This window comes from Paraburkholderia sabiae, from assembly GCF_030412785.1.
Lineage (GTDB): Bacteria > Pseudomonadota > Gammaproteobacteria > Burkholderiales > Burkholderiaceae > Paraburkholderia > Paraburkholderia sabiae.
The window spans coordinates 3773641-3791451 of the sequence record NZ_CP125295.1; the positions used below are offsets into that span (position 1 = coordinate 3773641).

A 17811-nucleotide genomic window follows, 5' to 3' on the forward strand; every position below is an offset into this window, starting at 1 on the left:
GCGATGACATCGAGTATACGTGCAGCATGACCAGCGCTTCCGGCGGCCTGCCAAAAGTGCGCAATCCTGGACAATCGAACGGACGTGCGCAGTCGCATAGTCGAAGCAACCCGTATTGTGTGGCTCTCTGACGATGAATCTGTTTCTTTATGTTGTGACCGTGCTGATCTGGGGTACGACCTGGATCGCGATCAAGTGGCAGCTCGGCGTCGTGCCGGCGCCTGTTTCGATTGCATGCCGTTTCTGGCTCGCCGCAATCGTGCTGTTCGCGCTGCTGAAAATCATGCGACGCCCGGTGTGGCCGCCGCGCGCCGCATGGCGCTTCCTCGTGGCGCAGGGGTTCGCGCTCTTTTGCGTGAACTTCCTGTGCTTCTATTACGCGGAAGGCGTCGTGCCGAGTGGTCTCGTGGCCGTCGTGTTCTCGACCGCGCCGCTGCTGAACTCGCTCAACGGCCGGCTGTTCATGGGCCGTCCGCTGCAGCCGACGGCTATCGTCGGCGCAGTGCTCGGACTCGCGGGCATCGTCTGTCTGTCGCTGCAGCAGATGGCCGGTCATCTCGGCGATCACGCCGAGTGGATTGGCCTTGCTGTCGCGTTCGCGGGCACGATGTGCTTTTCCGCGGGCAATCTGCTGTCCAGCCGCATGCAGTCGATGGGCCTGCATCCCATCGTCACTAACAGCTGGGCCATGCTGATCGGCGCGAGTGTGCTGACAGTCGGCAGCCTGGCGGCAGGTCTGCCGTTCGCGCTCGACACGGACACGCGCTATCTCGGCGCGCTCGTCTATCTTGCCGTGCCTGGCTCGGTGATCGGTTTTACTGCTTATCTGATGCTGGTCGGACGCATCGGGCCCGAGCGCGCCGCGTATTGCACGGTGCTGTTTCCGTTCGTCGCGCTGGCTGTGTCGACGGTGTTCGAAGGCTACCGATGGTCGGCGCTCGCAGTGGTCGGACTCGTGCTGGTGGTGGCGGGTAACCTCGTCGCGTTCGGCGTGACGCATCGGCTCTTCGTGCGGCGCACGCGCGCGGCCTGATGTGTCAAAGCTAATGGCAATTCAATTCGAATAAAAGCATAAAAAATAGCCAAACGATTTATTTAAAGCAAAACGGTCGCGTCACGGTTTGAGAAGATAATAAACACAATAACCTTATTCCATGCGAATTGAGTATTGATTCGCGCGGAATGGCAAATGCTGATCGATAAGCGCATTGCGGAATCGCGTATGCATTGTCTGCGTTTGCTAACGTTTTGCTTCTCGCAAGGACACGACCGTGAAAGTCTCGACCCGCGTCGCCGTCGCGCTGATTGCGCTCGGCAGCCTGATTCCCATTGGCGCTGCTGCGCAATCGCAATTGACCTACACCACATCGTGGATAGGCAATAGTTTCGGATTCGGCGACGGCAAATGGATGCAGCAGGACATTCAGGCGATTAACGTCGCATCGGATGGAACGGTATTCACCAATTCGCCATGGGACGAAAGCGGAAGTGAAATCGCCGCCTATAAAAATGGCGACAAAATTGCAGTAGCGGGAGCGACGCACGGATGGGGCGCGGCAGGCGGCGATGCAATCGCATCGAATCACACGTACGTCTACGCGGCCATGTCGATCGGCAATCAGAACAACGGGCTCGTTGGTGCGGATTATCCGCCTGCCGGGCAGACGTGGTTCGGCATCACGCGTCGCTCGGCGGCGAACATCGCCGTGGGCGCACCGTTCGACAGCGGAATCGGCAACAGCGCGAACGCGACGAAGAACAGCTTTCTGCGCGTTAATTCGGTGGCGACGGGCACGGACGCAGGCCTTCGCGGACTCGCGGCGACCGATACCGAACTGTACGCATCGGACACCTACGGCAACCAGATCGTCGTGTTCGATGCGAACACGATGCGCCGTCTGCGCTCCTGGAACGTCGCGGCGCCGGGACGTATCGCGATCGATAGCGATTCGTCCGTCTGGGTCATGAGCGGCTTCGGCACGGCGAGCGTGAGCGTGCTGCACTATTCATCGACGGGCGCGCCGCTGCCGGGCACGCTCGCGCTGCCCGCCGGCACCGTGCCGACGGACATCGCCATTTCGCCTGCGGGACAGATTCTCGTCGCCGACAACGGAAGCAGACAGCAGATCCTCGTCTACGGCAAAACCGCAACGGGCGCGACGCAGCTGACAGGCGCGCTCGGCACGCTGTACGGCATCTTCCACGAGCCGAAGGGCACACCCGGCAACTGGCGCTTGAACGGCGTGACGGGGATCGGCTTCGATCAGGCCGGCAACTTCTATGTCGCACAGAATGGCGAAGGACCGCGCCCGCTCGCCTCAGCGACGGTCGGGCAGGGCGCCGTGCTGGAAAGCTACCGGTACGCCACACGCGCGTTCAACTGGCGGCTGCAAGGGCTGACCTTCGTCGACGGCGCGGCCTTCGATCCCGCGTCGCCGAACAGCGTCTTCACGGGTTCGAAGCGCTTTACGATGGACTATGCGCAGCAGCAGCCGGGACGCGAATGGAAGTACGCGGGCTTCACGCTGAACCGCTTCGATTTCCCCGACGATCCCGCGTTCCATCAGCCGCGCGGCGTGCGCGGCGAGCCGATGGTGCGGCGGATCAACGGCAAGCCGTATCTGTTCACGCTTGATCCCGGCGCGCATTACCTGAACGTCTATCGCTTCGATGCCGCTCACGATGAAGTCGCGATTCCATCCGGCCTGTTCGCACAGAATCCGCTGCCGGGCACGTGGCCCGCCGGTCAGCCGACTTACGGCGAATGGATGTGGCGGGATACGAACGGCGACGGCCATGTCGACGCCAGCGAGATCGCCGGCAATCCGTCGACGGGCAGCACGGTCGGCAACGGCTTCTGGTGGGTCGATACGCCCGGCAACGTGTGGCTCGCGACGCCCGCGAGCGGCATCCGCGAAATGCCGTTGCAGGGCTTCGACAGCGTCGGCAATCCGATTTACACGTACGCTAGCTCGAAGATGTTCCCGATGCCCGCGCCGTTCAGCCGCATTGCGCGCATCGTCTATATCGCCGAAACCGACACGATGTATGTGTCCGGCTACACGAGCAGCCTGCCGTGGGACGCGACACACTGGAAGGAAGCGGGCCGCATTCTCGTGCGCTACGACAACTGGAGTTCCGGCTCGCCCACACTCGTCTACACGATCAACCTGCCCTGGAATACGGCCAGCAGTCCGCAGGTGACGCCCGTCGGCGTGGCCGTGGCGGGCGACTACATCTTCGTCGCCGAGTTGTACACGCCGAAGGTCGATGTGTACGACGCGCGTTCGGGGCAGATGGTCGGCTACATGACGCCGGGCGCGGCGGTCGGCAACACGACGGGCTGGGTCGACGTGTACCTCGGCATCAGCGCGGTGCGGCGCGATAACGGCGAGTATGTGGTGCTGCTCGAAGACGACGCGCGCGCCAAAATCCTGATGTATCGATGGACGCCCTGAGTGCCGCGTGAACTCATGCTGATCGACGTCAGTCGAACCTGAAACGCCGCGTGCGCTGCCGTCTGTGCGAATGGACGGCTGCGCGCGATCGGTATATATATGGCGGCAGAACCCTTTGCCGACAAGCCAGAACAGGAGCGACGATTCATCATGACGCGCGACGATCCGAACAAGCAGGACACTGGCGCACAGCCGGACCTCGAACACCTCGACGCAGCCGTGTCGCATGTGAACGAAATGGTGTCATCGGGCAACATTGCCGTGAGCGCGGCGCGCGGCATTCTCTATAGCCTGATCGAAACGCTGGGCGCGCTGGTCGGCGACCCGGATCTGCCGGAGCATGCGCGTTCCGGCTACGAAGGTCTGCTCGAAACCGCGCGCGAATTGCGGGTGAAGCTCGATCGCTGAGCGTGCGTCGCGCGGCATGCGGACATTCGTTTGACAGAATTCGGCGCTGTCGCGCGGCTGTGATACAAAGGGCGCTCGTTTCGACACGCCCTTTTTCTTTTGATGCTTTCTCCTTCCGATACCGCGCTGCTCGCGCTCGGCATCACGATCGTGCTGCTGACGCCGGGCCCGACGAACACGCTTCTTGCCGCCGCCGGTTTGCGCCAGGGCGCGCGCCGTTCGCTGCCGCTGATCGGGGCCGAGCTGGCCGGCTACGTCGTGTCGATTTCGGTGTGGGGCCGCTTCATCGTGCACGCGGCGCAGACGTTGCCGTGGCTGCCCGCCGTGCTGCGTATCGCGAGCGGTCTGTACATCGCGTATCTCGCCGTCGATATGTGGCGCGCCGCCGTCGCGTTGCCCGACTCCGCGCCGCGCACGAACGGGCCGCGCGCGCTGTTCGTCGCGACGCTGCTCAATCCGAAAGCGCTGCTGTTCGCGGGCACGATCTTCCCGTCCGTCGCCTTCGAGGACACGCGCAGCTACGTGTTCGCGATGTCGCTGTTCGCGTGCCTGCTCGTGCCGATCGCGTTCGCGTGGATCAGCTTCGGCGCGGCGCTCGGCAGCGGCAAGCTCAAATGGCTGGACCCGGTGAAGATGCAGCGCGCGGCGTCGATCGTGCTGGGGATGTTCTCGTTGTCGCTCGCGTGGGCTGCGCTGCACTGACTTTGTGGCGCTTGCGCTTAGTCTTCGCTGGCGGCGAGCGCGCTTGAGAGTTCATCGGGCGCCGACGTGATCTGCAATTGCGGCGTGCCATGCCAGTCGGCGCAACGCTGCAGCGCGCGCCGCAGGTCGGCCGTGAGCCGCCCGCTCACGCGGACGCCAGGCTCCAGATGCAGCGCCTTCAGTTCGAACACACCCGTCGCGCGATGCGCCTTCGCATCGACACGCCCAATCAATTTCCCGCGATTCAGGATCGGCAGCACGTAGTAGCCGTATTTGCGTTTCGCGGCGGGCACGTAGCACTCGATCACGTAGTCGAAATCGAACAGCGCCGCCGCGCGCTTGCGGTCCCAGACGACGGGATCGAACGGCGACAGCAGCGTCGTGACCGTCGACGACAGTTGCCCGTTCGACGCCGCATCGATCATCGGCGCGAAGTCACGGTGCACGAAGGTCGGCTGCTTCCATCCATCCACTTTTACCGGCGTCAGTTCGCCCGCGTCGGCAAGTTGATGGAGCGCGTCGGCGTAGGGGCGGCGCGGCAGCCGGTAGTAATCCGCGACCCAATCCGCGCGCACCACGCCCAGCGCGCGACAACTGCGCCGCAGCAGTTCCGTGGCGACATCGTCGGCGGGTTGGAGGTCGCGCGCATCGTTCCAATGCGGCAGCACGCGCTCGGTCACGTCGTACACACGCTGAAAATTGCGCCGCTCCGCGACCATCAGTTCGCCGATTGCGAACAGCACTTCGAGATGCCGCTTCTCCGGCTTCCAGTCCCACCAGCCGTTGCCTTTGCCCGCTTCGCGCGCGAAATCCGCCGAGCGCACGGGCCCCGACGCGCGGATCTGCGCGAGCAGCTTGTCGATCTCCGAGCGGTACTGCGTGTGCCAGTCGGCGGCATATTTCCAGCCCATGTCGCTCGGATCGAGCATCCGGTGACGCATCAGGCCGTAATCCTCGATCGGCAGAAAACACGCCTCGTGCGACCAGTATTCGAAGAGCGCGCCTTCCGCGAGGTGTTCGTCGAGCCATTGCGGCTGATACGCGCCGATCCGGCTGAACAGCACGAGATACGGACTACGCGCGACGACATGAATCGTGTCGATCTGCAATTGCGCCATCTGGCGGATTGCGTCGAGCACATCGGCTTTGGTTGCCTTGCGGCGCGGCGGCGTGAGCAGGCCTTGAGCGGCCAGATGAAGCGTGCGGGCGGCGGAGACGGGCAGTGTGATCACGCGATGGTTGTCGTAGCGATCCGGGCGATGACGCCCTGGCAAGAATGAGCGGCATGGCGTCTTGCCATGCCGGACCTTTCGCTACTGTAGCGTGATCGGCGGAAACGCACGCCTGGTTTGCCTGCGCCGTCAGGAAGCCGCGTTACCAGCGGCCGTGATGACGTCCTTCCCAGCCGCGATGGCCGTGATCGTGCCAGCGCGGACCGCCGCCCCAATAGCGATGGCGGTAGCCATATCCGCCGTAGTAGACGGGCGGCGGCGGTGCGTAATAGACAGGTGGAGGAGGCGGCGCATACACGACGGGCGGCGGCGCCGCATAGACGGGCGCGCCCAGATACACGCCGACGCCGACATGCGCCGACGCGGCCGTCGATGCACATGCAGCGGCGACGCCCAAAGCCGCAAAAACCATCGCACGTTTGATCATGCTGTTCTCCTATCCCTTGCAGTTCCTGACCGGATGCTGACTTAATCTTACGAAGCGGAAAGGAATAGAGGTGAAAGCAGACCGTCGCTTGTGTAACAACGAGTAAGCGGTTGCTGCACAGGAGAGAAAAATGCAGAGGGAGAAAAGCAAACGGCCCGCGCCATGAATGACGCGAGCCGTTTTGAGAAGAGAGAATCAGGCGCCGAGCGCGACCGTTTCACCCGCGCGTTCGGCGAGCATCTGATGGATTTGCGCGACGACCTGCGCGCCTTCGCCGACGGCAGCCGCCACGCGCTTGGTCGATCCCGCGCGTGCGTCGCCGATTGCGTAGACGCCTTCGACAGAAGTGGTCAGATCGCAGGCCGAATCCTTGCCCGTCAGCACGAAGCCTTTGGCATCCAGTTCGACGCCGCACGAACGCAGCCAGTCGGTATTCGGATCGGCGCCCGTGAACAGGAACAGGTGACGCGCGTCGAAGCAGTCGCGGCCGTCGGCGCATGGCCGCTTCAGGCCGATCTGCGCGAGCCCGCCTTCATCGCCTTCGAGCGAGCCGATTTCCGTGCCCGGATAGACGGTGACGTTCGGCAGCGACGAAATCCGGTCGATCAGATAGCGCGACATCGTCGACTCGAAGCCGCTGCGGCGGATCAGCACGTGAATGTGCTTCGCGTGCGACGCCAGATAAACGATGCCCTGTCCCGCCGAATTGCCGCCGCCGACCAGCACGATTTCTTCGCGCTTGCACAGCTTTGCCTCGACAGGCGACGCCCAGTAGTAGATGCCGCGGCCGTCGAAGCGGTCGAGCCCGTCGATCTCCGGACGCCGATAGACCGCGCCGCTCGCGATCACGATCGCCTGCGCGCGGATGCTGCCCTGACACGCGAGTTCGAGCCGGTACGGACGCTCGTCGCAATGCAGATGCTTGACCCTCACCGGAATCGCGACGTGCGCGCCGAACTTCTGCGCTTGCACGAACGCGCGGCCCGCGAGCGCCTGGCCGGAAATGCCCGTCGGAAAGCCGAGATAGTTTTCGATGCGCGAACTGGCGCCCGCCTGGCCGCCCGGCGCGCGACTGTCGAGCACGATCACCGACAAGCCTTCCGACGCTGCGTACACGGCCGTCGCCAGTCCCGCCGGACCTGCGCCGACGATCGCCACGTCGTACACGTGTTCCGAATCGAGATCGGGAATCAGGCCGAGGCAAGTGGCGAGTTCGGGATCGCTCGGATGACGCAGCACCGAACCGTCCGGACAGATCACGAGCGGCATGTCTTCGGGACCCGCCGCGAATTGCTCGACCACGCGCAGGCCGTCTTCGTCGCTTTCGTTGAGAACGGTATGCGGATGACCGTTGCGCGCGAGGAAGCCTTGCAGCGACACCAGCCGCCGGTCATTGCTCTTGCCGACGATGATCGGCCCACCCGCGCCACGCTCGATCAGTCCGACGCGCCGCAGAATCAGCGCGCGCATGATGCGCTCGCCGAGTTCGGCTTCCGCGACGATCAGCGCGCGCAGCCGTTCGGGTGTAATCAGCAGGACTTCGCCCGGCTCCAGCGCCATCGCGTCGATGAGAGCGGGCTTGCCGGAGAGCTGGCCGACTTCGGCGAGGAACGAGCCCTTGTGGTGTTCGTTGATGAGCAGTTCGCGCCCGAGCCCGTCGCGCTGATACACCTTCACCGCGCCCGACAGCACGACCATCATCCCGGCGCCCGTGCTGCCCGTGCGGTACAGCATCTCGCCCGTCTCGAAGTGACGCCGTTCGCCGAACTTGCACAGCCGCTTGATTTCTTCCGGCTGGAGTTCGGGGAACATCTGGTGACGCCGCGTCGACAGCGTCGAGAACGGCGCCTCGCTGGCGGCGGCGCGTTGCGCCTCTTCACCCTCTCGCGTTACACCCATTGGATTTGCTCCTTGGCGCGCCGCATGCCGGAGCAGGCGAGCGGCGCTTGTCGATCAGACTGTCTTCGGCGTGATGCCGACGGCCATCGTCGGCTCGAGTTCTTCGGCGAGCGGTTCGAGCTGGCGGCCCGCGTCGCGCCACGCATCGAGGCCGCCGCGCAGCGGAATCACGTCCCGGAAGCCGGCTTCCGACAGTTGCTTCGCCATCCACGCCGCCGACACCTCGTTCGGACAGGAGCAATAGATCACGAGCTTCTGGTCGTGCGGATACTTCGCGACGATTTCTTCGAGCTGGCGCTCGTCCGCGAACACCGAGCCGGGAATCACGAACGGATCGAGCGCGCGCTTTTCCTGCGAGCGGATGTCGAACAGAACGGGCGAGCGCTTGTCGAGCATCAGGTTGTACAGCTCGTCGACGTCCATGCGCGCCGTTGCGAGCTTCTTGATCAGCTGACGGCGCCGATACCAGCGATACGAGCAGTAAATGGCCAGCAGCACGACGACCACCACGGCCGTCATCTTGCCGAGGCGGCTCGCGCCCGCGAACAGCATGTCGATCTGCTGCGCGAACACGACGCCGAGCACGAGGCCGAGACCCGACCAGAGCGTCGCCCCGATGCTGTCGTACGCGAGGAAAGTGCGGTACGGCGTGCCCATTGCGCCTGCCATCGGAATGGAGACGATGGACAGGCCCGGCACGAATTTCGCCACGGCGAGCACGCGCACGCCCCAGCGGCCGAAGAAGCGCTCGGTCTTCTTCACGCAGGTATCGCGCGACAGCGACAGCTTGCAGAGCGTCTTCAGCGTGTTGCCGCCGTAGATGCGCCCGGCCGCGAACCATGCGCTGTCGCCGATCAGCGTGGCGAACACGGCGAGCACGAGCACGGGCAGCACTTGCGTGCCGACCGAGCCGGGGTGCATGGCTGCCATCGCGCCGAACAGCACGAGACAGGGCATCGCGGGCACGGGCAGCCCGATGGATGCGGCAAGGACATTGACAAATACGATGGCAGGCCCGTACTGCTCGACGAGATCATGTAGCATCGGCTTACTTTCGCGACCTTTGGACCGCGAAAACGACTGGAATGGACTAAAAGATTATGGACGCATTTTCAACGCGTGCAAGAGAGGTGCGTTTTGCGTCCGGGTATTGCCGAAATGCGGGAAAAGCGCATATTGCCTGAGTCTCTGGCAAAAGACTTTCGGCCTGCCCGATGAACATCGCGTGACGTTCGACGAGACGTCTGAGATGGTGACGACTACCTTCAAAAACAAGAGGCGCGGCGCCGGATATCCCCTGCGCCGCGCGCTCTTTTTGCTGCGATTGATGACTGCTGCGAATTATTGACGGTGGTTATGCTGCTCGCCCGGCAGTTCGGCGCCGTGCGCGCGGATAGCTGCGATCAGTTCTGCAGGCGTGATTTCATAACGCACTTCACGGTGGATGCCCGGCTTGCGTTCATCGACTTCGATCAGAAGTATGCCTTTGCCGTCTTCTGTCGATTCGAGACGCAGCGTGCGCAGTTCGCGACCCGTTTCGTCGTCGTGCTCGGTGAGCAGGGCCATTGCCCCGGAAGACCCGGTGGTGCGCATCGAAAATTCCCTCTTGCGTGATTGAACAACGTTGCCGAACAGGCATTGTAAGGGCAGTGCCGCGCGCCGTCTGTCGCGTGGCGCTCACACTCGTCCGATTATGCGGGCGAGCCGTGCGCGATGCATCGAAGGGACGGGGCATTCGACGGAAACACAAGGCCGGCGCGGCTTCCGGCAAGGGTGTCGTGCTTTTTTGCGGCGCGTTCCAGGCGTGTCAGGCGCGCGATCCCGACGCCCGGCACGCAAATTTCGGGCGCGTTCGCGGCGTGCATGCAGTGGCTGTCACGGTCATGACGCCTGCCTGTGCTTGACGTGATCAGAGCAAGAACCGGGAAGCGGCGCGGTTGGCCATTACGCTAAAGTGAACGCATTCGGGCCGTCACGACCCTGCGGGAGGATTTCATGAAGCAATGCATGTCGATGCCCAGTCCGCTCGGCGACATTCTGCTGCGCGCCGAGGACGACGCGCTAACGGGCGTGTACTTCGTCGGGCAGAAGTATTTTCCGGCTACCGATGGCGCGCTCGCCGCGCATGGCGATTCACGCGCGCTGCATCAGGCGCGCGAGCAGCTCGAAGAATATTTCGCGGGCGAGCGTCTTGAGTTCACGCTGCCGCTGCGCATGCTCGGCAGCACCTTCCAGCGCGACGTGTGGGAGCAACTCGTGCAGATTCCCTACGGCGAGACGGCCAGCTACGGCGACATTGCGCGTCGGCTTGGCTTACCGCTGTCGGCGTCGCGCGCGGTCGGCGCGGCCAACGGGCGCAATCCGATTTCGATCGTCGTGCCGTGCCATCGCGTGATTTCGAGCGCGGGCGATCTGACCGGCTACGCGGGCGGGCTGCATCGGAAGGACGCGTTGCTGAAGCTGGAGCGGCCGATGTCGAAAGCGCCGCAACAACTCGAGTTGCTGGCGTTCGGCTGAACGGGCGAGTTCGGCAGACAAAAAAAATAGCCCGTCCAAAAGTGGGCGGGCTACTTAAACGCCGTTGTTACTCGGGTCAGCCGGCCCGCACACAATCCTGGGCGCTGACCGACGTATCTTTATTGGCCAATAGCGCGTTGTCGAGATGGGAGTAACGATGATCCATCAGACCAATGCGTCTTCCTCCTCGACGGCAGCGTGAACCGCGCGCGCGGGAACGGCGGGATTGCGTAGCGTCGTCGCCGTGCGCACCGCCTGCTTCTTCGCGCTTTGCTCCGGTGCGCCCGCGACTGTGAACAGACGCACCGCTTCGTCGAGCACGTCGGCCTGTTCCGCGAGACGCTGCGCCGTCGCCGCGGCCTGCTCGACCAGCGCGGCGTTCTGCTGCGTCGCGCTGTCCAGATGCGACACGGCCTGATTGACCTGGCTGATGCCGTCGGCCTGTTCGCTGCTCGCGTTCGCCACCTCGACGATCAATGACGACACGCGCTGCACGGCCTGATCGATCACGGCCATCTGCGCCGTCGTGCGTCCGACGAGTTCGGTGCCTTGTGCCACCTCGTTCACCGTCGTGTCGACCACCTGCTTGATTTCCTTCGCCGACGCCGCGCAGCGCTGCGCGAGCATCCGCACTTCGCCCGCGACCACGGCAAACGAGCGGCCCGCTTCGCCCGCGCGCGCCGCTTCGACGGCAGCGTTGAGCGCGAGAATATTCGTCTGGAACGCGATGCCGTCGATCACGCCCGTGATATCGGCGATCCGCTTCGACGCTTCCGTGATGCCCGCCATCGTCTGTTCGACCTGCTGCGCGACCTTGCCGCCTGTCTCCGCCGCCGATTGCGCATCGCGAACCAGATCGAGCGCACGCACCGATGCGTCGGCGTTGGCCTGCACGGTGGTCGTCAGCTGCTCCATCGTCGCCGCCGTTTCTTCCAGCGATGCCGCCTGCATCTCCGTGCGGCGTGCGAGATCCATGTTCCCCGACGAAATTTCGTGCGCGGCATCGAGCATTCCGCCGATCTGCGCGCGTACGTCGAACACGATCGCGGCGAGATTCGCCTTCAGCTGGTTGAGCGCCTGCAGCACGTCGCCGAGATCGTCGTGACGCGCGATGGCGAGATCGGCGGTCAGATCGCCCGCGGCCATGCGCGTGGCGAACGACGACATCGCATCGACCGGCTGGCCGAGATGGCGCGACAGCAGCTGCGCGGCGGCCACGCTGGTTGCGGCCGTCACGCCGAACGCAATCCAGAACGGCAGCGGCGGCGTGCCGCCCCAAGCCGCGAGGCCCGCCGCCAGCAATACGACGGGCGCGACCATATAGCCGATCGTCGCACGCATCGCGACGGGCAGGCGCATCAGCACGCCGAGCTTGCCCAGCAGACCCGTGCGCACCACGACGCCCTGGTGCAACCGCACGCCGCGCGCGTCGCCTGTTCGCATCTTCGCGTACAGCGCTTCGGCGGCGCGTACCTGCTCGCGATCCGGCTTGACGCGCACGCTCAGATAGCCGACGGGCGTGCCGTTCTCGACGACGGGCGTGACGCTCGCGCGCACCCAGTAGTGGTCGCCGTTCTTGCGGCGATTCTTGACGAGCGCCGACCACGGACGGCCCGCGCGAATCGTCGTCCACATGTCGGCGAAGGCTTCGGCGGGCATGTCGGGATGACGGATCAGGTTGTGCGGCTTGCCGATCAGTTCGTCGCGCGTATAGCCGGACACGGCGATGAATGCGGGATTGCAGTACTGGATCTTGCCTTTGAGATCGGTGGCGGAAACGAGCATCTGCGAGGACGGATAGTCGTACTCGTTCTGGGTAACAGGCTGGTTGTTGCGCATCACGTTCCTTGGACTGCCGGACGCCTCAGCATCCGAATGGTTCTGTAAGGCTTAACGGCAGAGACCCTGGACTCTTTAGGGTTTTCCTGGTATTTGACTCAGGTAACGCTTGCGCGCGCCGATAACACAGAGTTCGGCGCGCGGCGTCGCTGATCAGCGCGCCGGTCGGGCGGAGTGCTTGCACGCGCAATCGACGTAATCCCGGGCCCAAACCCGGCCTAAACTCGTTGGATAGCGGCCTCGCTTTCGCATCTTTTGCGGTCATGCGCGGGATCGAGCGAACGTCCGGCTTGCGAGCGGTTCACGATGCAGTCAGTCAACGGCGCGGATGACGCACCTTCGACGCAACGCCCGACCCATGAGGCGCGACAACATGCAAAACCTTCTCGATCGCACGCAGGAATCGCTGGCTGAAGGGTTTGCCACGCTTCTGCGCTATGCGCGGCGGCAGCGGCGGCTCTATCTCGTGACGATCGTCGCGCTGCTGGCGATCCTCGTCGTATCGGCCTCGCTGCTCTCGGCGCTGGCGATCGGCAAATACGTCGATTACATGCGCAGCATCCGCGCGCAGGACGCGGCGAACTTTTCGGTCGCGATTCATCGCGGACAGTCGTTCCTGAGACGCGCCGAACTCACGGTCAGCTACTACGAGAGCACGGACCAGATTCAGCGCGTATCCGCCGAGGCCGAGCAGGCGGCGCGACAAAGCGGCTTGCTGGTCGCGGCGGGTTCGGGGCTGGACACGCGCTATCAGGTGCTGGTTTCCGAAGCGACGCGCGCGCGCTGGGGCGACAGTCTGAACGAGAACCTGTGGCGGATTTCGTCGGCGGCCAATTCGACGCTCGTGACACGCGCCGCCTTCGATGCGAAGTACCGAGCGGTGATCGTCGGGCTGACGGACGACTACGCGGTTCTCATGCCGGAGCTGTCGCCTTCCACGGACCCGCATGCGCCGTCCGTTTCGCCCGCGCTGATCGGCACGTTGCGCGACACGCTCGAGCGCAACCTGCTCGCGCAGACAGGCTCGCGCGCGCCGCCGAAGGGCGGTTACGTGCTGTCGGGTCCGTACTCCGATCCGCTGCTCGGCGCACCCGCGATGGTCGCGATCACCGCCTACTATTCCGGCGACACGCCCGTCGCGCTGATCGCGATCATTCAGCCGCTGGAGCAGTTCTTCAACGTCACCGCGAGGTCGCCGTACGAGGGCACGCTGCTGCTGGTCGGCAAGCGCGGCGTGGTCAAGACGCAGCCGCCGATCGATGCGGACACGGCACAAGACCTGATGCGTCAGGCCGCATCGTTGCCGCCCGACACGCCCCGCTATGGGCTCGATGGCGTGCTGTTTTCAGTGCCCGTCGCCGATGTGTTGTCGTCGCTCGTGTGTCATCTGTCCTGGGGCGACATCATCGGCGCGCTGCGCTGGCAGCTCGGCGCGATCGTCGGCGTGGTGCTGCTGGCGGCGCTCGGCGTGATCCTGACGGCGAAGTTCTGGGGTTTGAAGCTGCTGCGCCGTTCGAACGAAGAGGCGATGCGCGCGCTCGAAAGCGAGACCATCAACCACATCCTCGTCGCGGCGACGCCCGTCGGGCTGTGCATCGTGCGGCAGCGCGATTTTCATATCCTGACGTCGAACCAGCTCGCCCGCGAACTGCTGCATCTCGGCGACGCGCCCGACAGCCTGCCCGCGCATATCGCCGCCGCATTCAAGGAGCGCAACGCGCACGAAGCGGGCGCGTCGCGGCTCGGCAAGTTCGCGGAGTTCATCGTGAGCGCGCTGCCCGTCGAACCCGTCGCCGCCGATCATCCCGACACGCAATATCTGCAGATCAGCTACGGCGCGGCGCGCTATCGCGGCGAGGACGTGCTGTTCTGCGCGCTGCTGGACGTCACCGTGCGGCATGCGCTCGGCCAGCAGATTCGCGCGGCGCAGCGCGAGACGGAGTCGATGATGAACGCGCAGAACAGCTTCTTCGCCGCGATGAGTCACGAGATCCGTACGCCGCTGAACGCGCTGCTCGGCAATCTCGAACTGCTGTCGATGACGCCCGGCCTCGACGTCCACCAGCAGCGTCTGCGCGCGGTCGGCGCGGCAGCGGACGGGCTGCGCCACATCGTCAACGACATCCTCGATTTCTCGAAGATCGGCGCGGGCAAGATGAAGCTGTTGCCGGAGTCGTTCAAGCCGATCGACGACCTCGAAAATCTCGCGCTGTCGTATGCGCCGCTCGCGTCGGGCAGGCCGTTGCGCTTCTATGCGCATCTGTCGCCGTCGCTCTACCGGCCGATTCGAGGCGACCGCGCGCGGGTCGTGCAAATCGTCAACAACCTGCTGTCGAACGCGTTCAAGTTCACGTCGAGCGGCAAGATCACGCTGACGGCGCACGTCGAGCCCGACCTGCACGACCGTCCGGTGCTGACCTGCCGCGTGATCGATTCGGGGATCGGCATGGATTCGTCGCTCGTCGCGCGGATTTTCAACCCGTTCGTGCAGGCCGAGTCGAGCACATCGAGCCGGATCGGCGGGACGGGCCTTGGCCTCTCCATCTGCGCGCGGCTGTGCGAGCTGATGGGCGGCAAGATCGGCGTCGAGAGCGTGCCGGGGCTGGGCAGCGCGTTTACCGTGTCGATTCCGCTCGAACCGACCGCGCAGGCGCTCGCCGACGCTTCCGCCGCGCTGCCGCCGCGGCAGCGCGGCGGCGCGCTCGTGCTGTGCCAGGAAGCGGCATCGGCGAAAGTGCTCGGCGAGATGCTCGAATACGTGGGCTGGACGGCGAGCAGCGCGACATCGGTGGCGGCGGCGGAAGCGTGGCTGCGCGTGCACCGGCCCGGCTTCGTGATCGTCACCGGCGAATATGATCTGGACACGGTCTCGGCGTTGCGTGAGCTTCAGCCCGTACCCGTCGTGTGGCTGACGCGCGTCGGGCAGCATCGGCCGACGCAGCGCGCTGAAGGCGTGTTCGAAGTGACCGAGTTCAGCCACGACGCGATCTTCGCGTGCATCGAGCAGTTGACGGGCGGCGCGCCGCCCGTCGAAACGCCGTCCGCCGCGACGGCAGGCGACGAACGCGCCGTCGATCCCGCGCTGCAAGGGTTGCGCGTGCTCGTCGCGGAAGACAATCCGCTGAACCAGACGCTCATCGTCGAGCAATTGACTGCGCTCGGCTGCGAGCCGGTCCTGGCCGGCGATGGCCGCGAGGCGCTGCTGTTGCTGAAGCAGACCGAGGCCGATCTCGTGCTGACGGACATCCACATGCCGATCATGGACGGCTACGCGCTGATGGAAGCGCTGCGGCAATCGCATCCGCATCTGCCCGTGCTCGCGTTCAGCGCGGTCGCGGCTGCCGAGCAGATCGACGAATGGCGGCGGCGTGGTTTTGCCGCTTACGTGCCGAAGCCGGCGTCGCTGAAACAGGTGGAAGCGGCGCTGCTGACGCTCGGCTTGCGCGCGCGGCCCGAACCGGCCGACACGGACATCGACACCGCGCGGCCCGAACCGGCCGACACAGCGGCGCAAGAAGAGGAAACCGAAGAAGCTTCGAACGACGACGTTCCGCCAAAATCACCCGCCGCCCCCATGCAGCAGCCCGCCGACACCGCGCCCGCGCTCGATCCCGCCGATAAAGCCCGCTTCATGCAGATGCTGCGCGACTACCTGGCGACGGATCTGCCGAGACTCGCATCGATCGTCGACAGCAAGGACGTGAAAGGCTTGCGCGAATGGGCGCATAGCGCAGCGGGCGGCTTCCTCGTTGCGCAGGAGACGGGGTTCGCCGCGCAATGCTGCGAACTCCAGTACCTGTGCGACGGCCAGTCCGAATGGACCGCCGCTCATGCCGCGCATGCCGCCGCGCTGCACGACCGCCTGCGCAGCGCGTTCGAGATCGACGTAGCGTCGATTCAATGAGCGGCGGCGTCGCAGGAAAACAACGCCTGGCGCGGGATATTGAGCGTACGCTTCTTCGAACGGGGCCGTCCCGCCGGACGCGCGCGCATCGCGCCGTGCGGCAGGCAACGCGGCAAATTGTTTTCGCTTTACTTCCGTTTCCCGCGAGTCCAATAATGGGATTCGTTTGCATTTAGTAAGCTAGATTACGGAGCGGTTGCGCGTGATATATGACGCGCTCCACTTGTGCGTGTGGCTGTTGTTCCTATAAAAAGTCGCGTTTCGAACACGAATCGACTCAACTCAGGGAAGCCAAGCATGTCCGCGAACAAGATCAACAAGACAGCCGCGGCGGTCGCAGCCAGCGCCGCACTTCTCTCGCTCGGCACGGGCGCACATGCGCAAAGCAGCGTCACGATGTATGGCGAACTCGACACGGGTCTCGCGTATATCAGCAACGTCGGCGGACATTCGCAATGGAAGGCCACGACGGGTCTCGTCGACGGCAGCTATTGGGGCTTGCAGGGTATCGAGGATCTGGGCGGCGGCTATCGCGCGATCTTCCGGCTCGAGCGCGGCTTTTCGGTCACGTCGGGCGAAATGTTCAACGATCACCCGTACTACGTCGGCATCGGCAACGAGCAGGCGGGCACGCTGACGCTCGGCCATCAGTACGATCTCGTCCACGACTATCTCGCGCCATTCACGCTGACGGGCGGCACGGGCGGCACCGCGTTCGCCCATCCGTTCGACAACGACAACGCGAACAACACCTACCTCGCCGCCAATTCGGTCAAGTACGCGAGCCCGTCGTTCGGCGGATTGACGTTCGGCGGCATGTACGCGTTCTCGAACACGGCGGGGCAGTTCTCGAACAACCGTGCGTATAGCTTCGGCATGAACTATCAGTCGGGCGCGCTGAACGCGGGCGCCGCGTATCTGCATGCGAACGGGCGGGGCAATTCGTCGGCGGGCGCGTACGAGGCGGTAGTGCTACCGACCAGCACCGATGTCTTCGATGCCGCCGTGCAGACGCAGAACACGTACGGCGTCGGCGTGAGCTACGCGATCGGCGACTTCACGATGGCGGCCGCGTGGTCGCGCTCGACGTTCACCGGCGTCACCGTGATCGATACGGGCGGCCTCGCGCCGTCCGCCGGCTTTTCCAACTACGAACTCAACGGCATCTACCAGTTGACGCCGACTGTCGCGCTGGCCGGTTCGTACACGTACACGAAGGGTTCGGGCGCGCACTGGCACAACGGCGGCGTGCAGGCCGACTACCAGTTCTCGAAGCGCACCGACACGTATCTGGAGGCGATCTACCAGCGCTCGTCGTCGGGCGCACCGGCCGTCATCAATACGGCCGATCCGTCGTCGAGCCACAACCAGGTGCTGATCGGTGCGGGCTTGCGGCACCGCTTCTGATCCGCGCCGCCGGGCGCC

The 17811-nt window shown here is 64.6% G+C and carries 13 protein-coding genes; 7 read left to right on the top strand and 6 right to left on the bottom strand.

Translation table 11 applies throughout. The features are described from left to right. Positions 1–133: 133 nt before the first annotated feature. The 4 genes from QEN71_RS17035 (at position 134) to QEN71_RS17050 (ending at position 4568) form a co-directional block, all read left to right on the top strand. Positions 134–1033 carry a DMT family transporter gene (locus QEN71_RS17035; protein WP_201648314.1) on the top strand — a complete coding sequence of 300 codons (900 nt, stop codon included), beginning with the start codon at positions 134–136 and terminating at the stop codon, positions 1031–1033. Between the two features lie 238 nt (positions 1034–1271). Continuing rightward, positions 1272–3458 (top strand): NHL repeat-containing protein, encoded by a 2187-nt coding sequence (locus QEN71_RS17040; RefSeq protein WP_201648312.1) that lies wholly within the window; start codon positions 1272–1274, stop codon positions 3456–3458. Positions 3459–3608: 150 nt separating this feature from the next. After that, a complete protein-coding gene (locus tag QEN71_RS17045; protein WP_028369586.1) occupies positions 3609–3866 on the top strand; it encodes a hypothetical protein in 258 nt (85 codons plus the stop codon). Positions 3867–3968: 102 nt separating this feature from the next. After that, positions 3969–4568 carry a LysE family translocator gene (locus QEN71_RS17050; RefSeq protein WP_201648311.1) on the top strand — a complete coding sequence of 200 codons (600 nt, stop codon included), beginning with the start codon at positions 3969–3971 and terminating at the stop codon, positions 4566–4568. Positions 4569–4585: 17 nt separating this feature from the next. On the opposite strand, the gene QEN71_RS17055 is transcribed toward QEN71_RS17050, so the two are convergent. The 5 genes from QEN71_RS17055 to QEN71_RS17075 all read right to left on the bottom strand — a co-directional run bounded on the left by QEN71_RS17055 (position 4586) and on the right by QEN71_RS17075 (position 9719). After that, on the bottom strand, positions 4586–5800 hold the full coding sequence (locus QEN71_RS17055; protein ID WP_201648309.1) for a winged helix-turn-helix domain-containing protein: 1215 nt from the start codon (positions 5798–5800) through the stop codon (positions 4586–4588). A 142-nt stretch (positions 5801–5942) separates the two neighbouring features. After that, a complete protein-coding gene (locus QEN71_RS17060; RefSeq protein WP_201648307.1) occupies positions 5943–6227 on the bottom strand; it encodes a hypothetical protein in 285 nt (94 codons plus the stop codon). 195 nt (positions 6228–6422) lie between these two features. Further along, complete coding sequence (locus QEN71_RS17065) at positions 6423–8126, bottom strand: FAD-dependent oxidoreductase (RefSeq protein WP_201648305.1); 1704 nt, start codon at positions 8124–8126, stop codon at positions 6423–6425. A gap of 54 nt (positions 8127–8180) precedes the next feature. After that, positions 8181–9170, bottom strand: coding sequence for a DedA family protein/thiosulfate sulfurtransferase GlpE (locus QEN71_RS17070; RefSeq protein WP_201648303.1), 990 nt, complete (start codon positions 9168–9170; stop codon positions 8181–8183). A 297-nt stretch (positions 9171–9467) separates the two neighbouring features. Then, positions 9468–9719 (bottom strand): hypothetical protein, encoded by a 252-nt coding sequence (locus QEN71_RS17075; protein ID WP_028369592.1) that lies wholly within the window; start codon positions 9717–9719, stop codon positions 9468–9470. 402 nt (positions 9720–10121) lie between these two features. Here QEN71_RS17075 and QEN71_RS17080 point away from each other — a divergent pair, with 402 nt between their 5' ends. After that, positions 10122–10643: a methylated-DNA--[protein]-cysteine S-methyltransferase gene (locus tag QEN71_RS17080; RefSeq protein WP_201648302.1), complete on the top strand. Its 522-nt coding sequence runs from the start codon at positions 10122–10124 to the stop codon at positions 10641–10643. 165 nt (positions 10644–10808) lie between these two features. Here the strand turns inward: QEN71_RS17080 and QEN71_RS17085 are convergent, their stop codons facing one another. Then, positions 10809–12482, bottom strand: a complete 1674-nt coding sequence (locus tag QEN71_RS17085) for a methyl-accepting chemotaxis protein (protein ID WP_201648300.1) — start codon at positions 12480–12482, stop codon at positions 10809–10811. A gap of 373 nt (positions 12483–12855) precedes the next feature. Between QEN71_RS17085 and QEN71_RS17090 the strand changes: the two genes are divergently transcribed. Continuing rightward, the gene (locus QEN71_RS17090) at positions 12856–16386 is read left to right on the top strand and encodes an ATP-binding protein (protein ID WP_201648297.1); all 3531 of its coding nucleotides are present in this window, start codon (positions 12856–12858) and stop codon (positions 16384–16386) included. Positions 16387–16683: 297 nt separating this feature from the next. Then, entirely contained in the window at positions 16684–17793 is a 1110-nt protein-coding gene (locus QEN71_RS17095; protein ID WP_201648295.1) for a porin, read from the top strand. Positions 17794–17811 lie beyond the last annotated feature (18 nt).

Bases quoted from the DNA above. Each gene is read 5' to 3' on its own strand.
- QEN71_RS17035 (WP_201648314.1), top strand. From the start codon at position 134: ATGAATCTGTTTCTTTATGTTGTGACCGTGCTGATCTGGGGTACGACC.
- QEN71_RS17045 (WP_028369586.1), top strand. From the start codon at position 3,609: ATGACGCGCGACGATCCGAACAAGCAGGACACTGGCGCACAGCCGGAC.
- QEN71_RS17050 (WP_201648311.1), top strand. From the start codon at position 3,969: ATGCTTTCTCCTTCCGATACCGCGCTGCTCGCGCTCGGCATCACGATC.
- QEN71_RS17060 (WP_201648307.1), bottom strand. From the start codon at position 6,227: ATGATCAAACGTGCGATGGTTTTTGCGGCTTTGGGCGTCGCCGCTGCA.
- QEN71_RS17065 (WP_201648305.1), bottom strand. From the start codon at position 8,126: ATGGGTGTAACGCGAGAGGGTGAAGAGGCGCAACGCGCCGCCGCCAGC.
- QEN71_RS17070 (WP_201648303.1), bottom strand. From the start codon at position 9,170: ATGCTACATGATCTCGTCGAGCAGTACGGGCCTGCCATCGTATTTGTC.
- QEN71_RS17075 (WP_028369592.1), bottom strand. From the start codon at position 9,719: ATGCGCACCACCGGGTCTTCCGGGGCAATGGCCCTGCTCACCGAGCAC.
- QEN71_RS17080 (WP_201648302.1), top strand. From the start codon at position 10,122: ATGAAGCAATGCATGTCGATGCCCAGTCCGCTCGGCGACATTCTGCTG.
- QEN71_RS17085 (WP_201648300.1), bottom strand. From the start codon at position 12,482: ATGCGCAACAACCAGCCTGTTACCCAGAACGAGTACGACTATCCGTCC.
- QEN71_RS17090 (WP_201648297.1), top strand. From the start codon at position 12,856: ATGCAAAACCTTCTCGATCGCACGCAGGAATCGCTGGCTGAAGGGTTT.
- QEN71_RS17095 (WP_201648295.1), top strand. From the start codon at position 16,684: ATGTCCGCGAACAAGATCAACAAGACAGCCGCGGCGGTCGCAGCCAGC.